The 17,788-nt window shown below is 62.8% G+C and carries 16 protein-coding genes; 9 read left to right on the forward strand and 7 right to left on the reverse strand.

The genetic code is table 11. From position 1 onward, the window contains the following. The first annotated feature begins 57 nt into the window (after nucleotides 1–57). On the forward strand, nucleotides 58–2,229 hold the full coding sequence (locus DFS21_RS01665) for an autotransporter outer membrane beta-barrel domain-containing protein (RefSeq protein ID WP_158539540.1): 2,172 nt from the start codon (nucleotides 58–60) through the stop codon (nucleotides 2,227–2,229). Nucleotides 2,230–2,291: 62 nt separating this feature from the next. Here the strand turns inward: DFS21_RS01665 and DFS21_RS01670 are convergent, their stop codons facing one another. Next, nucleotides 2,292–3,341, reverse strand: a complete 1,050-nt coding sequence (locus tag DFS21_RS01670) for an alkene reductase (RefSeq protein WP_110697582.1) — start codon at nucleotides 3,339–3,341, stop codon at nucleotides 2,292–2,294. A 24-nt stretch (nucleotides 3,342–3,365) separates the two neighbouring features. Next, nucleotides 3,366–3,668: a helix-turn-helix transcriptional regulator gene (locus tag DFS21_RS01675; RefSeq protein WP_110697584.1), complete on the reverse strand. Its 303-nt coding sequence runs from the start codon at nucleotides 3,666–3,668 to the stop codon at nucleotides 3,366–3,368. A gap of 152 nt (nucleotides 3,669–3,820) precedes the next feature. Between DFS21_RS01675 and DFS21_RS01680 the strand changes: the two genes are divergently transcribed. Then, nucleotides 3,821–4,399, forward strand: a complete 579-nt coding sequence (locus DFS21_RS01680; protein WP_110697586.1) for an ACP phosphodiesterase — start codon at nucleotides 3,821–3,823, stop codon at nucleotides 4,397–4,399. A 16-nt stretch (nucleotides 4,400–4,415) separates the two neighbouring features. Here DFS21_RS01680 and DFS21_RS01685 read toward each other — a convergent pair whose 3' ends face one another. Continuing rightward, nucleotides 4,416–5,204: a 1-acyl-sn-glycerol-3-phosphate acyltransferase gene (locus tag DFS21_RS01685; protein ID WP_111531726.1), complete on the reverse strand. Its 789-nt coding sequence runs from the start codon at nucleotides 5,202–5,204 to the stop codon at nucleotides 4,416–4,418. Further along, on the reverse strand, nucleotides 5,204–5,959 hold the full coding sequence (olsB, locus tag DFS21_RS01690; protein ID WP_110697590.1) for an L-ornithine N(alpha)-acyltransferase: 756 nt from the start codon (nucleotides 5,957–5,959) through the stop codon (nucleotides 5,204–5,206). The genes DFS21_RS01685 and olsB overlap by 1 nt, the downstream gene beginning before the upstream one ends. Nucleotides 5,960–6,092: 133 nt before the next feature. Between olsB and DFS21_RS01695 the strand changes: the two genes are divergently transcribed. The 7 genes from DFS21_RS01695 (at nucleotide 6,093) to DFS21_RS01725 (ending at nucleotide 11,587) form a co-directional block, all read left to right on the forward strand. Continuing rightward, on the forward strand, nucleotides 6,093–6,980 hold the full coding sequence (locus DFS21_RS01695; RefSeq protein ID WP_110697592.1) for an acyl-CoA dehydrogenase: 888 nt from the start codon (nucleotides 6,093–6,095) through the stop codon (nucleotides 6,978–6,980). Between the two features lie 64 nt (nucleotides 6,981–7,044). Next, nucleotides 7,045–8,121, forward strand: coding sequence for a serine hydrolase (locus DFS21_RS01700; protein WP_110697594.1), 1,077 nt, complete (start codon nucleotides 7,045–7,047; stop codon nucleotides 8,119–8,121). Then, complete coding sequence (locus DFS21_RS01705; protein WP_110697596.1) at nucleotides 8,118–8,414, forward strand: amidase; 297 nt, start codon at nucleotides 8,118–8,120, stop codon at nucleotides 8,412–8,414. Before DFS21_RS01700 ends, DFS21_RS01705 begins: the two co-directional genes overlap by 4 nt. A gap of 44 nt (nucleotides 8,415–8,458) precedes the next feature. Continuing rightward, nucleotides 8,459–9,040, forward strand: coding sequence for a YceI family protein (locus tag DFS21_RS01710; protein ID WP_110697598.1), 582 nt, complete (start codon nucleotides 8,459–8,461; stop codon nucleotides 9,038–9,040). Between the two features lies 1 nt (nucleotide 9,041). After that, nucleotides 9,042–10,199, forward strand: a complete 1,158-nt coding sequence (locus tag DFS21_RS01715; protein ID WP_111531727.1) for a phosphatidylserine/phosphatidylglycerophosphate/cardiolipin synthase family protein — start codon at nucleotides 9,042–9,044, stop codon at nucleotides 10,197–10,199. 74 nt (nucleotides 10,200–10,273) lie between these two features. Next, on the forward strand, nucleotides 10,274–10,852 hold the full coding sequence (locus tag DFS21_RS01720) for a DJ-1/PfpI family protein (protein WP_110697602.1): 579 nt from the start codon (nucleotides 10,274–10,276) through the stop codon (nucleotides 10,850–10,852). 144 nt (nucleotides 10,853–10,996) lie between these two features. Beyond that, nucleotides 10,997–11,587 (forward strand): GNAT family acetyltransferase, encoded by a 591-nt coding sequence (locus tag DFS21_RS01725; protein ID WP_111531728.1) that lies wholly within the window; start codon nucleotides 10,997–10,999, stop codon nucleotides 11,585–11,587. Nucleotides 11,588–11,619: 32 nt separating this feature from the next. Here DFS21_RS01725 and DFS21_RS01730 read toward each other — a convergent pair whose 3' ends face one another. The 3 genes from DFS21_RS01730 to DFS21_RS01735 form a co-directional block, all read right to left on the reverse strand. Further along, nucleotides 11,620–14,013 carry an RHS repeat-associated core domain-containing protein gene (locus tag DFS21_RS01730; RefSeq protein WP_158539541.1) on the reverse strand — a complete coding sequence of 798 codons (2,394 nt, stop codon included), beginning with the start codon at nucleotides 14,011–14,013 and terminating at the stop codon, nucleotides 11,620–11,622. Next, a complete protein-coding gene (locus DFS21_RS26600) occupies nucleotides 14,010–16,601 on the reverse strand; it encodes an RHS repeat protein (RefSeq protein WP_158539542.1) in 2,592 nt (863 codons plus the stop codon). The genes DFS21_RS01730 and DFS21_RS26600 overlap by 4 nt, the downstream gene beginning before the upstream one ends. A gap of 65 nt (nucleotides 16,602–16,666) precedes the next feature. Continuing rightward, nucleotides 16,667–17,638 carry a hypothetical protein gene (locus DFS21_RS01735; protein WP_110697615.1) on the reverse strand — a complete coding sequence of 324 codons (972 nt, stop codon included), beginning with the start codon at nucleotides 17,636–17,638 and terminating at the stop codon, nucleotides 16,667–16,669. Nucleotides 17,639–17,788 lie beyond the last annotated feature (150 nt).

Here is a 17,788-nt window from a genome sequence, read left to right on the forward strand (position 1 = left end):
CACCGTTCGGTTAACGAGTTGAAACAGGAGAGCAATGTGAAATCGATGATTTCTGCGATGCCCTTGAATGTTGCGTTGGGCCTGGCCTGTGCCATGGCCGGGACGGGGCTGGCCGAGGCGAAGGACCTCGATGGCCAGGATGAAACGGTCAGTATGCCAGTCTCTGACAACTACACCCTGAGAAATAGATCGAACTTGGTGGTCACGTCCGGTGGCAGAACTTTGGGGATCATCGCTGAGAGCGGTTCGACGGTCACAGTGAACGGTGGACAGGTAATGGCCTCCGGTGCGGCGACGGGCATTGCAATGCGTGAAGGTACCCAGGCGTCACTTGACGGGGCGACGGTCACCGGCGGAACGTCCGGCTACGGGGTCAGTGCGATCAATGCCTCCAGCATCGTCGCGGAGGGCAGCACCATCAGAGGCGGCAGCGGCACGGCACTCAGCCACGGCAGTGTGCTCGAGCTCATAGGCAGCACATTGACCGGCACCCGGCAGGTGGGCGCCTACCTCAATGGCTCAACCCTGATCGCCTCCGGCGGCAGTGTCATCAGCGGCAAGGTCAACGGCTTGGATGTCAGCCCGGACCTGGCTGCCGACGGAGGTGGCGGCTCGCAGGTGAAGCTGGATGGTTCCAAGGTCATGAGTGAAACCGGAAGCGCCATATTGGTTCGGGCTGCCACTGACGGGACCACCGGCACGGCAGCCATCGAGGTAGGCAACGGCAGCGAACTGATCGGTGGCAACGGCACGATCCTTGAAGTCACCGGAGGCATGAGCACTGACTTCACGGCCGATAACAGTCAGTTGTCCGGCGACGTGGTGGTCGATGGCACCAGCAGCGCCAACCTGGTACTGCGCAACAATGCCTCGCTCAGGGGCAACCTGGTCAATGTCCAGAGCCTGGCCCTGGAGAGCGGTGGCCGCTGGATCCTGACCAAGGATGGTGAGGTTGGCGACCTGACGCTCGACAATGGCACAGTCGATTTCACCGATCGGGACACAATGACTGGCTTCAAGACCCTGACGGTAGACAACCTCAAGGGCTCGGGCATCTTCGTGATGGGCATCGACCTGGCAAGCGGCACCGGCGACTTGCTGAAAGTTACTGGCGCGGCAGAGGGCAATCATCAACTGAGCATTGCCGGGACCGGTGTCGACCCGGTGGAAGGGCAGGCGCCACATCGCATCGTAGAGACCGGTGGCGGTGATGCTACGTTTGGCCTGTTGCACGAGATCGATTTCGGCACCTTCCTCTACACCTTGGAAAAAGGCGACGGCGAGGACAACTGGTACCTGAAGCAGAAGCCCGGCCATGTGCTGACCCCGAGCGCCCATGCGGTGCTGGGCATGTTCAGCGCCGCGCCGACCGTGTGGTATGGCGAACTGTCGTCGCTGCGCAGCCGCATGGGCGAACTGCGCCTGGGCCACGGCCAGGGCTTGTGGATGCGCAGCTATGGCAACCGCTACAACCTGTCGGCGGGCAGCGCCGTGGCCTACCAGCAGGACCAGAACGGTGTGAGCTTCGGCGCCGATGGCACCTTGCCTGGCTACGATGGCCGTTGGTTGCTCGGGGTGATGGGCGGCTACAGCGAGTCGGACCTGGATTACAGCCTCGGCTCTTCCGGCAAGATCAAAAGCTACTATGTCGGCGCCTACAGCACCTGGATGGCCGACAGTGGTTACTACATCGACGCGGTGCTCAAGTACAACCGCTTCCGTAACCGCAACGATGTGGTGATGAGCGATGGTCGCAAGACCAAGGGCGAGTATCACAACGACGGCCTCGGGGCCTCGGTTGAGGTTGGCCGGCACTTCAAGCTGGATGATGGCTGGTATGTCGAGCCGTTCACCCAGCTGTCCACGCTGTGGGTCGATGGCGACAGCTACACCCTGGACAACGGCCTGCGGGCCGAGAGCGATGGCGCCAACTCGGTGCTCGGCAAGGTCGGTGCGCAGGTCGGGCGCAGCCTGGCGCTGGACAACGGCAGTGTCCTGCAGCCTTACCTGAAAGTCGCGGCGGCTCACGAGTTCATCAACAGCAACAAGGTCAAGGTCAACGACAACCACTTCACCAACGACCTCTCCGGCACCCGTGGCGAGGTGGCTGTGGGCCTGGTGGCGCAGGTTTCGGACGTGCTGCAGCTGCATGGCGAGTTCCAGTACAGCAACGGCGAGCATATCGAGCAGCCGTACGGGGTCAACCTGGGGTTGCGCTACAACTTCTGATCGCTCGCAGGCATGCACTTGCAGGAGCGGGCTCGCCCCGCTCCTGCAGGTTTTGAATGTGCCTACAGCCGCGGGTAGTCGATATAACCTACCGGCCCTTTGGCATAGAACGTCTCCGGATGCGGTGCATTGAGCGGTGCATCGGCGGCCAGGCGCGCTGGCAGGTCGGGGTTGGCGATGAACGGGATGCCGAACGCCACCGCATCGGCTTTACCGCTGGCCAGGGCAGCATTGGCGCCGGCCTTGTCAAAGCGCTCGTTGACGATGTAGGAGCCGCCGAACGCTGCCTTGATCAGCGGACCGATGCTGTCGTCAGCTTCTTTCTCCCGCGAGCAGAGGAAGGCGATGCCGCGTTTGCCCAGCTCCCGGGCCACATAGGTGAATGTTTCGGCACGGTTGGCGTCGCCCATGTCATGGGCATCGGCCCGTGGCGCCAGGTGCACGCCCACGCGGCCCGGGCCCCATACCTCGATGGCGGCATCGGTCACTTCCAGCAGCAACCGTGCGCGGTTCTCCAGCGAGCCGCCATAACGGTCGCTGCGCTGGTTGGTACTGCTCTGCAGGAACTGGTCGAGCAGGTAGCCATTGGCGCCGTGGATCTCCACGCCATCGAAGCCGGCGGCCTTTGCGTTCTCGGCGCCGCTGCGGTAAGCCTCGACGATGTCGGCGATCTCCTCGGTTTCCAGGGCCCGTGGGGTCGGGTAGTCACTGAGCGGGCGTACCAGGCTGACATGGCCCTTGGGCTGGATCGCGCTGGGGGCCACCGGTAGTTCGCCGTTCAGGTACGAGGGGTGGGAGATGCGCCCGACGTGCCACAGTTGCAGGAAGATGCGCCCGCCCGCGCCGTGGATGGCCTTGGTCACGTTGTGCCAGCCGCGCACCTGCTGGTCGTTCCAGATCCCGGGAGTGTCCGGATAGCCGACGCCCATCGGCGTGACCGAGGTCGCCTCGCTGAGGATCAGTCCGGCGCTGGCGCGCTGCACGTAGTACTCGGCCATCAGCGCATTGGGCACGCGGCCTTCGTCGGCGCGGCAACGGGTCAGCGGGGCCATGATGATGCGGTTGGGCAGTTCCAGGTCGCCCAGGGTGATCGGGTCGAACAACGTAGTCATGTGCGAAGCCTCGCTTGGATCAGGTCAGAGCTCTTGGCTCATGTGCTCGAGGAACGCCTTGATGGTCGCCTCGTTGCGTTTGAAGAAATGCCATTGGCCGATCTTCTGGCTGCTGATCAGGCCGGCGCGCTGCAGGGTGGCCAGGTGGGCGGACACGGTCGACTGCGACAGGCCGCAGCGTTGGTCGATCTGCCCGGCACACACACCGTGCTCGGTGCTGTGATGCTGGTCGGGGAACTGCGCGGCCGGGTCTTTCAGCCAGTTGAGGATGTCGCGCCGAACCGGATGGGCCAGGGCTTTTATTATTTCGTCGAGGTCGAGGGGCATGGGTGGACTCGTGGCGTGTAGCGGTATATCGCGATGGGGCGAAATATAAATCGCTGTATCGCGATATACAAATATGAAGAGTTCACAAGGCTATAAACATTGGCTATATCGTCTTGTGACGATATAGAGGGAAGCGGTGCTAGACTGCCGCCATGAACTATCTCGCGCACCTTCATCTGGGCGGCTCAGCGCCGCAACAACTGCTAGGCAGCCTGTATGGCGATTTCGTCAAGGGCGAGCTCGCGGGGCGCTTCCCGCCTGCGCTGGAGGCTTCGATTCGGCTGCACCGACACATCGACCGCTATACCGACAGCCACCCACTGGTGCTGGCGGCGCTGGCGCGTTTTCCGCGTGAGCGGCGGCGGTTCGCCGGGATCGTCCTGGATGTGTTCTTCGACCACTGCCTGGCGCGGCATTGGGCGGCATATGCCGAGCAGCCGCTGACGCAATTCACCGATGATTTCTACATGGTATTGCTAGCCGAACCGGAGTTGCCGGGGCGGTTGGCGCGCATCGCGCCGTTGATGGCGGCCGACGACTGGCTGGGAGCGTATGGCGATTTCGCCACCCTGGAGCAGGTGTTTGCCGGGATTGCCCGGCGCCTGTCGCGGCCTGAGGGGATGGCAGGGGTGATGGTGGAACTGGAGCGGTTGTACGAGCCGTTGTTGGCGGACTTTCGCGAGTTCTATCCGCAGTTGCAGGCATTTGCCCGGGCACAGCAATCGGCTTGAGTCCGCAATCGCAGATTCAAGCTGCCCGAGCCTGTCGCCTCGGTGCCACCTCGACATTCTCTACGCCGAATAGCGCCAGATGGACCGCCTGTTGCGCTTCGAAAGCCAGTACCGCGCGTTCCTTGCCCGCACTTGCGATTGGCGGCAACAGGTGGATCAGCACTTGTCCGCGGTCCTGCCCGAACAGCCGCATCAAATGTGAAACCAGGTCGTCCTCGCCAATGAACGGCGCGATCGGATCGGTCTGGCCCGCGCGCAGGTACTGGATTGCCACAGGCTGTAGCGGCGTGACCTGATCGATCGCCCCGGCCAGCAGGCGCCCATGGAAGGTGCGCAGGCTGCGACCGTCCGTGGTGGTGCCTTCGGGGAAGATCAACAGGGGGCGTTGCTCGCCCAATTGTTCGCTGATCTGCTCACGCAGGCGTTGTGCATCGCCGCCGCCGCGACGAATGAACAGGGTCCCGGCCTTCTCGGCCAGCCAGCCGGCCAGCGGCCAGTGGCGTACCTCGGCCTTGGACAGGAACGACAGCGGGGTGAGCATGCCGAGCAGCGGGATGTCGGTCCACGACACATGGTTGCAGACCCACAGCATCGGTTTTTGCGGCAGCTCGCCCCTGACCTGCACGTCGAAGGGCAGGGCGGCGACCAGATGCCCCATGAACAGCCGTGTCCAGCGTTGGCGCTGTTCTATCGAGGCGTTCAGCCCCAGACGCTCGCCCAGGGCGATGACGCAGGCCATGGCCAGCCCCAGGGTCAGTACCAGGAACAGCCGCAGCAGGCGGGCAGCGGCCCGCAGGCGCGGCATCAGACCGCCGCCTTGAAGTGACGGGCATAGCGCGGGCAGAGGTCGTCGCGCTTGAGCAGGATGAACACGTCGGCAACCTGGAAGTCCTCGTCCCAGCACGGCTCGCCGCAGATCTTCGCGCCCAGGCGCATGTAGGCCTTGAGCAGCGGGGGCATTTCGGCGATGACGTTATTCGGCAGCGGCAGGTTGGGCAGCGGCTTCTTCGGTTCGGCGCGCAGGTGCTCGGTGCACAGGTAGCGTTCACGCAGGCGCTGCATGATGGCGTGGGCCTGCACGCCGCCGTCCTGCATGGGGATGCTGGCACAGCCCATCAGGTAACTGTAGCGGCCCTCGTTGAGTACTTCGGCCAGTTCGCTCCAGAGCACGGCGATGGTGCCGCCGTTGCGGTAGGCCGGGTCGACGCAGGTGCGGCCCAGCTCGAGGATCGGCCCCTGCAGCTGCAACAGGCCGTGCAGGCTGAACTCCTCTTCGCTGTAGAAGCGGCCCAGGCTGCTGGCGGCCTGGTGGTCGAGCAGGCGGGTGGTGGCGACCAGCTGGTCGGTGGCCAGGTCGCGCACGCCGATGTGGCGGCAGTGGATGTCGTAGTCGTCCATGTCCAGGCCGTGTTCGGCGCCCTTGAGCTTGGCCTTGAATTCGGCGCTGAACACCTTGAAACGCAGGGCCTGTGCTTCCTGCAGGGCCGTGGCGCCGACCAGGCGTTCGGCTTGCAGACGGCGTTCAGTGCTGGTGTCGCCAGAGCGAGCGATCCGGGTCATCGTGAGTCTCCATAAGCCAGCCAAAGGGTTGCGGCCGGTCGGCTTTGTTGTGCAAAGTCAGCCTAGGTACGCCCGGTGTCACCCCCGTGAATCTTTGGTGATGCTTGCGTGACACCCCTCAAAGGAGTTTGCGATGGCCTGGTTGCAACGACTCAACGATCCCCTGCGCCACCCGCTGGCGGCGACCCTTGGCGAAACCTATGGGGCGGTGCTCGAGCGCCTGGGGGCGGTGGCGCCGTTCGAGCTGGCGGTATTGGGCGGGCGTGCCATGGCCACGCCCGGTCTGGCCTTCCTGCTCGGCTACCAGGCGGCACTGCGGGTGCTGTGGCCCAGCGCACCGTCCAGCTTGGGGGCGCTGTGTGCCACCGAGCGGCGCAGCGTGCGCCCGGCGGACATGCACACCCGCCTGGACGGCCTGCGCCTGACCGGCAGCAAGGACTTCGTCACTGCCGGGCTGGATGCTGAATGGCTGTTGGTGGCGGCGCGCCACGAAGGACCGGGCGAGGCGCCGCGCTTGCAATTGGCGGTGGTCTATCCGGGTGAGCCCGGTGTCAGCCTCGAGGCCTTGCCGACCCTGCCGTTGATGCCCGAAGTGGGGCATGGCCGCCTGCTGCTAAAGGACGCCGCGTGCGAGTTGCTGGCCGGCGATGGCTGGGATGCCTACGTCAAGCCGTTCCGCTCCCTCGAAGACCTGTATGTGCTCGCGGCGCTGGTGGCTTGGCTGCATGGCGTTGCCCAGGAGTGCGCCTGGCCGCAGCCACTCCGTCTGAAACTGATCGGCCTGCTCGCCGGGTGCGCCGAGGGCAGTCGGCAATGCCCGGACAGCGTGGCCTGCCACCTGCTGCTGGGTGGCCTGTTTGCCCAGTTCCAGGGCTTGCGGGTCGAGATCGACCAGGCGTTGGCCGCAGGGCCGGGGCACTGGGCACAGTTGTGGCAACGCGACCAAGGCCTGCTGGCGTTGGCCGGCGCGGCCCGTGACAAACGCCTGGCCAAGGCCTGGGCGGCCGCTGGATTGTCATGAAAGCCTGAGACGCTGGGGGAACTTTTGAACCTGGGCTGCAAAGCAGCCCCTTGCAGAGCTCCCCATGAAGGCAGTGCTACTTGCCCTTGCCATGACCGCAGCCCCGGCCTTGGCCGAAGACTGGCCCTCAGCGCAGTGGCCAGTCGACAACGCCGTCATCGACTGGCAGGCCGTAGACACCTACGCCTTCGCGCCACGCGATGCCGCGCGCGGTGGCATTCGCACCGATGCGTTGTTGATCATCCGCGACGGGCGCATTCTCCATGAACGCTACGCCGAGCCGACCCGTGTCGACACACCCCACCTGACCTGGTCGGTGAGCAAGAGCGTGCTGGCCACGGTCATGGGCGTGGCTTACGGCGAGGGGCGATTCAGGCTTGATGACCCGGCTGCCCGCTACTACCCGGCCCTGCAGCGGCATGCCGGACTGCGCCTGGCCGACCTGCTGCACTGGGCCAGTGGCCTGGCCTGGCAGGAAGATTACGAATATGCGCCATTGAAGTCGTCGGTGGTGGCCATGCTCTACACCCGTGGCCGCACCGACATGGCCGCCTACACGGCATCCAGGCCCGCTGCCAGTGCGCCCGGCACGCAGTTCGTCTACTCAAGCGGTGACAGCAACCTGCTGGCCGCCAGCTTGCGCGGCATGCTCGCACCTGGGCGCTATGCGGACTATCCCTGGCAAGCCCTGTTCACCCCACTTGGGATCGACGGTGCGGTCTGGGAGCGTGATGGCGCGGGCACTTATGTAGGTTCCTCGTACCTCTATCTCAGTGCGCGCGATCTGGCGCGCATCGGCCTGTTGATGCAGCGTGACGGGCGCTGGCGCGAACAACAGTTGCTGCCGGCCGAGTGGGTGGCGTTCAACCGCACCTTGTTCAGCGCCGCGCAGTCTGTGCCGGGCGAAGCCAACCCCGGCGGGCACTGGTGGCTCAACCAGTCATTGCCCGGCCAGCCGGTGCCGTGGCCGGATGCGCCGAGCAACACGTTCGCCGCACTCGGCCACTGGGGCCAGGCGCTTTATGTGCTGCCCACGCAAAAGCTGGTGATCGTGCGCTACGCCGATGACCGCGATGGCAGCTTCAGCCACAACGAACTGCTCAAGCGGGTGCTGGCGGCCGTCGCCGGGGAGGGTGCATGAAGCGGGTCGTGCTTCTGCTCGTACTGGCCCTGTCGACCTGGGGCTGGCACGAGCGCCAGGCGTTGGCGGACTTCCCAGGTATCCTTTCGGCCTACTCGGCTAAAGAGTACTGTTCGTGCCGGTTCGTGATGGGTTTCGCTGAGGCCTATTGCCGGGACTATGTGCGCCAGTACCTGCCCTTGGGCCTGCTGGAAGAGGACAGCCCCCGGCGCCTGGTCACCGCCGAGGGCCTTGGTCGGCGCAACCAGGCGGCCTGGCAGGGCAACCGCGAAGGCTGCCGCTTGCTGCCGTGAAACCGTGCGGGTAAGGTTGACGGCCTTGATTCACAGGATTTCACATGTTCAAGCCATCCCGCCTGCTGCCTGCCCTCCTGTTCGCCCTGTGCCTGCCCGCCCATGCCAACTGGCACCTGGATGGCGAATCCTCGCGCCTGTCCTTCGTCACCGGCAAGAATGGCAATATTGCCGAGGTCAACCGTTTCCTGGTACTGCATGGCAAGGTCGACCGCAAGGGCGCGGCCGAGGTCAGCATCGAGATGGACTCGATCAGCAGCGGCATCCCGCTGCGTGACGAGCGCATGCGCGACGGCCTGTTCGCCTTCGAGCAGTTTCCCGAGGCCACGGTGCAGGCGCAGATCGACCTGCGCCCGATCAACGACCTGGCCAACGGCGCGCAGCTGGAGCTGCGCTTGCCGGTGAGCGTGACCCTGCACGGCCAGACCCGTAGCTACAACACGCTGTTGCTGGCCACGCGCCTGGACGAGCGGCGTTTCCAGGTGGTGACGCTGGAGCCGCTGATCCTGCGCGCCTCTGAATTCGGCCTGCTGCCGGGCCTGGAAAACTTGCGCAAGCTGGCCGGGCTCAAGTCGATCAACCCCTCGGTGCCGGTGAGCGCGGTGCTGATCTTCACCGCCCGCTGACATGCCGGGGCCGGTCTTTCCCTGGCGGGATGGCAACCAGTTCGAACTGCTGATCGACGGCCCCGAGTTCTTCCCGCGCATGCTCCTGGCGATCATGCGTGCCGAGCACCAGGTCGACCTGGAGCTTTACCTGGTCGAGGCCGGGGCCTGCGCCGAAGCTGTGGTCGATGCCCTGGAGCAGGCGGCGCGACGGGCCGTACGGGTGCGCTGCCTGTTCGACGACTACGGTTCGCTGGCCTTTACCGCGTCGTTGCGCGAGCGCCTGCTGGCGGCGGGTGTCCAGCTGCGCTGGTACAACCGCCTGCGCTGGCGCCGGGGCTTGCGCAACCTCTATCGCGATCATCGCAAGCTGTTGCTGGTGGACGAACGCTGGGCGGTGGTCGGTGGTACCGGGGTCACCGACGAGTTTTGGACACCGGATGCCGACACTAGCGAGTGGCACGAGGTGATGGTGCGCATGGAGGGGCCGATCGTCACCGACTGGCAACTCTTGTTCGACCGCCAGTGGCACGCCAACCAGCGCCGCACCGCCTGGCGCCCGCCTGAGGGCTTCGGCCTGCCGCGCCTGCCCCAGGTGCCGGCGCAGGGCCAGGGCATGGGCCGGGTGGCCTATGCCGACGCCCGCCAGCACAAGGACATCCTGCATGCGCTGGTGCGCGCCTTGAACAGCGGCCAGCGGCGCATCTGGCTGGCCACGCCGTACTTCCTGCCGACCTTCAGCGTGCGGCGCTCGCTGCGCCGTGCCGCGCAGAAGGGCATCGACGTGCGCCTGCTGCTCACCGGCCCGCGCACCGACCACCCGGCGGTGCGCTATGCCGGGCACCGCTATTACCCAAGGCTGCTGCGTGCCGGGGTGCGGATATTCGAATACCAGCCATGCTTCCTGCACCTGAAGATGGTGCTGGTGGACGACTGGGTCAGCGTTGGCTCGTGCAATTTCGATCACTGGAACCTGCGCTTCAACCTCGAGGCCAACGTCGAAGCCATCGATCCGCCGCTGAGTGCTGCTGTCGCCGCCAGCTTCGAGCGCGATTTCGCCCAGAGCCTGGAGGTCGACCTGGCGCGCTGGCATGCCCGTCCACTGTGGCGTCGGGTGCAACAGCGCCTGTGGGGCTGGCTGGACCGGCTGGTGGCCAATCTGCTGGATCGCCGCGACTAGCGACGTATATCGCCGTCACGCAAAGCAGACTATCGTGCTGGAACTGTTCCCAGACAACCGATGGAGTGGATGCGATGACGACGAAGAAGATTCTCATGCTGGTGGGTGACTATGTGGAGGACTACGAAGTGATGGTGCCGTTCCAGGCCCTGGCCATGGTCGGCCATACCGTCCATGCCGTGTGCCCGGAGAAGATCGCCGGGCAGACGGTGCGCACGGCGATTCACGATTTCGAAGGCGAGCAGACCTACAGTGAGAAGCCCGGACACAACTTCGCGTTGAACTACGACTTCGTTCAGGTGCGGGCCGAGAGCTATGACGCGTTGCTGATCCCCGGTGGGCGTGCGCCGGAGTACCTGCGCCTGAACGACAAGGTGCTGGAGCTGGTCAAGGCGTTCGACCTGGCCGGCAAGCCGATCGCAGCGGTGTGCCATGGGGCGCAGTTGCTGGCGGCGGCAGGTGTGCTCGAAGGGCGTGAGTGCAGCGCTTATCCCGCCTGTGCGCCCGAGGTACGGCTGGCGGGCGGACGGTTTATCGATATCGCGGTGGACCAGGCCCATGTGGACGGCAACCTGGTGACGGCGCCGGCCTGGCCTGCGCATCCGGCGTGGCTTGCGGCGTTTCTCAAGGTGCTTGGGACGCGCATTCAGTAAGGTCGTGAGCAAGCCGTCGTAGCGGTCCTGGAGAAGTACCTGTCGCGCAGGGACAACGGCAGGTTGCGATGCCGATGGTAGGGTTTCCCCTCAGGCCGGCTTGCCCGAGCGCGTTATCCACCGCGACCAGACGACTGCTTCCCCATGGAAATACGCTTGCTGCATGGCGCGGCGATTGCGCCTTATATCGATGAGCTTGCGCGCTTGCGCCTGACGGTGTTTCGCGAGTATCCCTACCTCTATGAAGGTTCGCTGGAGCATGAGACGAATCACTTGGCCACCTACGCCGATTCTGGTCGCAGCCTGATGGTATTGGCATTGGACGGTGGCCAATTAGTAGGTGCCTCCACCGGCCTGCCGCTGACAGACGAGACGCCTCTCTTCCAGCAATCGTTCCTTGCCCAGGGACTTGATCCGACGTCGGTGTACTACTTCGGTGGCTCGGTGTTGCTACCTGCTTATCGCAGTCAGGGCCTGGGCGTGCGCTTTTTCATCGAGCGCGAATCGTATGCACACAAGTTGGCCGAATTCGATTACTGCGCGTTCTGCGTCGTCGAGCGCCCAGGCATACACCCGCTGCGGCCTGCCAATTACAAACCATTGCACGGTTTCTGGCGTAACCGCGGCTTCCTGCAGGACCCTTCATTGCGTACCTGTCATGCCTGGCGCGATCGGGACGAGCAGGAAAGCAGCGACAAGATCATGTCGTTCTGGCTCAAGGCGCTACCGATATGATCTGCCTGACGGTGTGTCTACAGGTAGGGGCCTCATGATGGGAAGTACATTCGTCCAGTTGCCGGCTCCAGGGTACTGTCGAAGTCGTACGGACCTTTGGCACCTAGCAATCGACGGTATCTAGAGATCTTCTGCATGGGCACGGTCGACCATAGATTGCCGACGTCCAGCCTGTCCATACGGCTTACGCCTGGGACGTAAGTGATCTTGTCGGTGCCATAAACCGGGCGTTGCAGCACATCGGCGATTCGTTGCGCCGCGCCGCTTTTCCCGCCCCAGCAGGCCAGCAGTACGATGGGCTCGCCAGCTGGCGTATGGGCCAGGCGCGGGGCTATTTCGCGCAGCGCGATGCGTGCTGCGTCTTCGTATTGGCCGGCCGCATTCATCAAGACACCGTTCTTGCCCCCATGTGTTTCAAAAGCTTTTATCCCTCTGCCCCATGCATCGTCGTACCAGACGACCTCTGCTTGGTTGGTTCTTGGGCTTCTGAACATGACGTCAATTGAATGCTGAGGGTTCTTGGGGGCGTGAGCTGCGGGCTTTCTCAGTGCATTGCTGCGCTTGAGGGTGCTGACGCTTTTTCCAGCCATCCGCGCCAAGCCCCCCGTTGCAAGACTGGCGACCCCTGTGCCCAACGATATCCAGCCGAGCACGTTGGCGGCTTGCTCATTCTTGCCTTCTGCCTGCATCGCCATCGCTGCCGCTCCCGTGCCCAAGGACACGATGTTGAGCGTCGCCGTCGCCACTGCCAGTGCACCGCTGGCACTGAGGATACCGCCCGCGGCAAGCGCGGCGCCGGCGGCGCCAAAGCTGGCGACCGTAGCCAGTGCTCCGACCGCCAGGCCAATGCCGGCCAGGACCCAGGTCTGCCAGCTGTGCCCATCTGGGTCGATGCGGTTGACCGGGTCGCCGCCACAATAGGTATAGGCATTGATACCGCCATGACCGAACGGGCTTTCGCTGTCGGGCGCGAGGAAACACATCAACAATGGGTCGTAGGGCCGATAGCCTGCGGCGATGTACCAGCCGGTCAGGGGTTCACGGCGTTCTCCTGCATACCCGAACGGCTGTTGCTGGTCGTTGCCTTGTTCGCTGCCATGTGGGGTGTATTGCAGCATGTGCGCCTGGGCGCCGGCTTTGATGCGTATCGAGCCTTGGCCGTCGCAGCCTAGCAAAGTTGTCTGGCGTACACCTTCGGTGATCGCGCTCACCGCGAACAGAGTGCTGCCGTCGCCCATTACCTCAAGTGTGGTGTTTCCCTGGTGCTCATGGGTCAGTTGCTTGCCGCTGAAGAAGCTGCGGTTGAGCGTGCCATTGATAATTCGGTCGCGTAGTTGGCCATTCGGGGTGTAGCGGTACTCGCACGTCCTGCCCTCATATTCGACGCGTTGCAGACGTTCGTGGGCGTCCCACGTGATCTTGCGCCCCAGGCTGTCGGCGATGACGCGTCCGTGGGCGTCGTAGGTCAGCTCGATCCGCGCTGGCCAGCTGGAGTGGCTATGATCGATCGCCACGATCTGGCAGGGGTCATCGGCTGCGTAGTGGAAGTGGGCAACATCTTCGCTGCCGTCGTTGAAGCGGCTGGTGACTTGTCGATAGCCGTCGCGCTCATTGAAGACAAAGCGTTGTTCGACGATGGCGTTGCCGAACGGATCCCGTGGTGCGGCATTGGTGTTCGCGGTAAAGCGCACCAAGCGGCCTCGCGAATCGTAGGCGAAGCGTTCGTCAGCCTCTTGCTGGCCGTCATTGCCAGTACGTCGGATGAGCTGATCGAGTGTGTTGTAGCCGAGGGTTTGGGTGAAGGTCCGAGTTGCACCGTTTTCGGTCAGGGTGAAGGTGCTGCTGGCCTCTCGCCCCATGGCATCGTAGGTCAGTTGCCTGACCAGAACGCGGGCGTCTTGATCTTGAGTGGTGACTTGGTTCACACGCGAAAGGGCATCATAGGTTATACGCGTACTGACCTTGCCTGCGATGATTTGCGCGAGCCTGCCGAATGCATCGTAATGGCGTTGTTGTTTGGTGCCGTTGGCGTCCACGAAACCCAGTGGCCTGCCGGCCAACGATGTATGCCAAAGGGTACTGTACTCGGCGCCCTCGACGTCCCAGGACTCCTGCTGCGGCAAGCCGGCGGGTGAGAAGCTCCACTTCAGCGTCCCCAGGGCACCACTGGCCTCGGTGGGCTGACCCAGGCGAGGGTGATAATGCAGTTGTTCGCTGTGGCCGCCCTCGGCAGTGGAAGACAGCAGCACGTCGTGCAGTTGTGGTTCGTAGGCGAAGTCCACGCGCCTTCCATCGGCAAGCGTATTGGCGTGGGGAGGCAACTGGCCCGGGCGATAGTGGTAGTGGGTGGTGCGCCCGGCCACTTCGACCGAGCGCTGGCGGCCCAGGCCGTCGAAAGTCTGCCGCCCCAAGGTAATGGCGTTCATGGTTGTTCCTCCTGCGCAGGGGCAGTGGTGGTAATCAATTCGGGATGCTGTCCATCGCTGTGGGGCGCGAATTGCCACGCGAGGGTAGTGCCATCTTCCAAGATTTTTTCGATGACCCGCGAATAGTGGTCGTATCGGTAGCGGGTAACGGTTGTGGACATGTTCGGTACGCTGAGCCGCTCTTCGACTACCCTGTCCAGGCCATCGCGCACCCACTTCAATGTACGGGCCAGATTGTTTTCGCAATCGTAGCGCTGCTCTTCGATGGGACTGCCCGCGAGGTTTTTCAGGGTCACATTCCGAGGGCTGGAGAGTCCGCCCGCAGCTTGCCATTGCTCGCAGCGACGAGTGATTGGGTCCTGGACCGTATGTGTGTGTATGCCTTGGGCGTCGATGGTGAGGGTGGCTTGGCCCCAGTCGTCGAAGACGGTGGTGGTGGTCAGGGACAGCGGAACAGGCGAATCCTTGGACAACCAGTCCTGGGTCGTCCGGCGTATCTGCCGGCCCAGGGCATCGAATTCACAGCGCATGATTTCAAGGAAGCGACCGGGTTCGTTGTCCAGGTCTTCCAATTCGATACGCCGGGTACGTCCGTCGCCGTCGAGCCACAGACGCTGGCGTCGGCCGGTGACCTCCACCTGTTCGACCATCATCGCTGGCAGGGCGCTGGTACCGTGCAGGTTCACGGCTAGTGCGTCTCCCAGGTGGTAACGCACCAGACGCTGTGTCTGGTACGGGCTACCGGTTGCGTTGAGTGTTCGGACGATACGGCCAATCTGGTCATACTCGTAGCGGGTGAGCGCCCCGCTCTCGCTGCGTTCCCAAATGGTCTGGCCTGTGAGCAGGGACTGCGCGCTGTTGTGGGTTGAGCGGTTCACGTCGTCATTCTCGAAGCCGATGATCGTGCTCCGTAAAACCAACGCTCCCTTTGCGTGCCCATAGTGGTATTCGGTAGCGGTAGACCTGCCGTTGAGCGTCGTGACGCTTCGCTGGATGCGCCCGTAGCAGATGTGAGGCTGATGGAAATAGATGTGGCGGGTCTCCTCCAGCAAGCGGCCGTCCAGCTCGTCCAGCAACTGCTCACGCTCGACCACGATATGCGCTGGGGCATCCACGATCAGTGAAGGAAGTGGCGCATAGGTGTACGTGCTGCTCAACATTGGAGCTGAGCCGTCAGCCTTGGCTGGCCGGGTAGTTTTCTTGCGCAGGAAGCGCACCATCCCCAAGGGATCAGCTGGGCAACCTTCTCCCCCTTCGGCGGGATAGTAGCAATTGATCTCACTGATGCCGGTTGGGTAGTCGACCTGGGTGATGTTGCCGTAGTTGTCGTATTGATAAACCGTCGTTTCGGTGCGACTGGCCCCTGGGCGGGCATGGTCTGTGTAAGTGGTCGAGACCTGATGGGGGAGCTGGCAGGTACTGGATTGCTCCTCCCAGGTTTTGCCAGGATCGATACCATAGCGGGTATGCGTGCTGATCTCGCAATCGCCTCGTCGCGAGCTTTCCAGGAGGGGCAGATGAAAGCGGTTCCAGGTGCGAGTGATGGTATTCAGGATCGTGCCTTGTGCATCGCTGACCGTTTCGACCACTTCGTATTGGTAGTCGCTTTCGACCTGATAGAGGTTGTCTCGACCATGTTCCCAGGAAAACGCCTGGGCGCTGCCGAAGCCAAGGAAATTGGCCGTGCCGACCCATCGGTAGTGGTGCATCCTTTCGGTGTCGGGGGGGCCGGCGCTGTGGATCCATGACTCGACCCGCGGCAGGTGGGAAAACGGTGCGTTGGCCGGCAACTGATGGCCGTCGGCCCCGGTCGCCCACTTGACGATGTCATGGGCGCCCAGCGGACTGTGCAGGGTGGTGGGCAGCAGCAGGTGGGCTCCATTGTCCAGGGCCAGGGCGTCGTACTCGATGCCGAAAGGGCGCTGGATGCCGGGAACGTGGATTTCGCTGAGTCGGTCATTGCTCAACACCAGACGCAACATGAGCGCTTGCGTGGTATCCGGGTTGAAGATGAGATGAACTTCTTCCTCCAGCTGATCCACGCTCAGCAGCGCGCGCTGTTCATCACTGATTTGCTGAAGAATGAAATGGCCGTCATTGCCGTAGGGCGCCCAGTCGATGAACAGGCGATGGCCCTCCGGGGAGTGCATTTCCACAACCAGATAGCGTCCACTGTCTTCCTGCTCACGCAGGATTTCGCGTTCTCCGGATTTCTTGTCTACCCGGAAATCACCGTTGTGTTGTGGGGTGACTCGCAGCGCCGGGAGTTTTTGATCGCTGAAGGTCAGCGGCGTATCGGCTGCGAACGTGGAGGCATCTTGATCTATGGCGTACTGCTCGCCGGAGGCGAGCCTCAGGGTGTTCCGGTCGAGTTCGGACAGTCCGAGGGTCCAGCCTAGTCCATAGCCTTTGTTGACACTTGAGCCCAGCACGCTGAAGGCTAGGGTGACCGAGAGCGCCGGTCCACACAGTTGGTTGGCGGGTGGGAGCGGCAGGGAGACCGCGAGGGTGAACTGGCCGGTACGGTTGTCCACGCCGGTTTTCATGAAGTCCAGAAAATTGCTGGCTTGGGTATGTATCGAGGACATTGGGTGTTTCCTGTTGCAGGGAGAGGTCGGTGCCCCTTTTCACGGGCACCGAGTTTCCAGGAAGGTCAGGCCTGGCTCGCACTTACCTTGAAGGACACATGTTTGCCTGCTTCTGCGACAAAGAATTCGACTTCATAGTCATTGCCATGCTGGTCGATCACCTTCCAGATACTGCGCTTCGTCTGCGAGCTGCTGTAGTGACGGTTATAGAAGCGTTTGGCGTACAAATGGATGAGCATGTGAGCAGGACGCTGGTGATGGGCTCGGTCCGACTCTGGAGATTGCAATGTGAATGGCTGGCCCACCTCATACATCGTCACCTTACGGTACTGGCTGTAGTCATTGGTGAGTTGGAACGAGATCAATGCGTGATCCCAGCTGTTCATTTCATAGACAGGTTGAGACGAAGGTGTGGCCAGCGCCTCGCTTTGGACCATCCTGGTCCTTGGATCGGCAAATCCGAAGTAGCTGACGGATTCTTCGAACTCATCATCCCAGTAGTTCAGATTGCTACTTGGGAGCTTGTACGTGAGGGCCGGCTCGCTGCTCAATTTGAAGAGGTCATTAGAGGGCGGCACAGGCGCAATGGACTCAATGACGACCGAGGATTTGAAGGGATCGGCATTCGTCACGAAATAATGATCTTCATCCTTCCAGATCAATGCATAAATTTGACTGAGCGTGCCACCAGGACGCTTCGAGCTCACATAAAAGCGACGGCGAATGGACTGGGGGGAGTGTGCCATCAGCGCACTGGGTGCGGTGCCGGAAGCGTTATGGTAGACAAATCGTTCGTCGCGCTCGGAGTGCGCATACAGGTGCGGATGATCCAGCACTCGAGGATTGCCTTCGTCATCGATCTGGACCAAGGTCAGTGAGTCGAGGCTTTGCTGAGAGATCGTCTGGCCTTTGCGAGGTTCGAGTGTGACGGTGATCTCCACTTGTTGGTGGCCATTGGCATAAACGCGGCGGGAGTTGGAGGTGATATCCAGCTGGAAATGGCGTAGCCATTGATTGGCTTTTAAGGTATTGCTCATGAGGTCTGCCTCTGCAGGAGATGAGGCCTCATTTGAGTTGGAAATTACGCTTTGAGAGCGGTACATATTGCTGGCTGTAGGAGCCAGCATCAATTTCCTGCGAGCAAAAAAAACCGCTCCTCAAGGGAGCGGCTTATTTCCTACTGCGGT

Origin of the sequence: Pseudomonas sp. 2848, assembly GCF_003253945.1 — a bacterium.
Lineage (GTDB): Bacteria > Pseudomonadota > Gammaproteobacteria > Pseudomonadales > Pseudomonadaceae > Aquipseudomonas.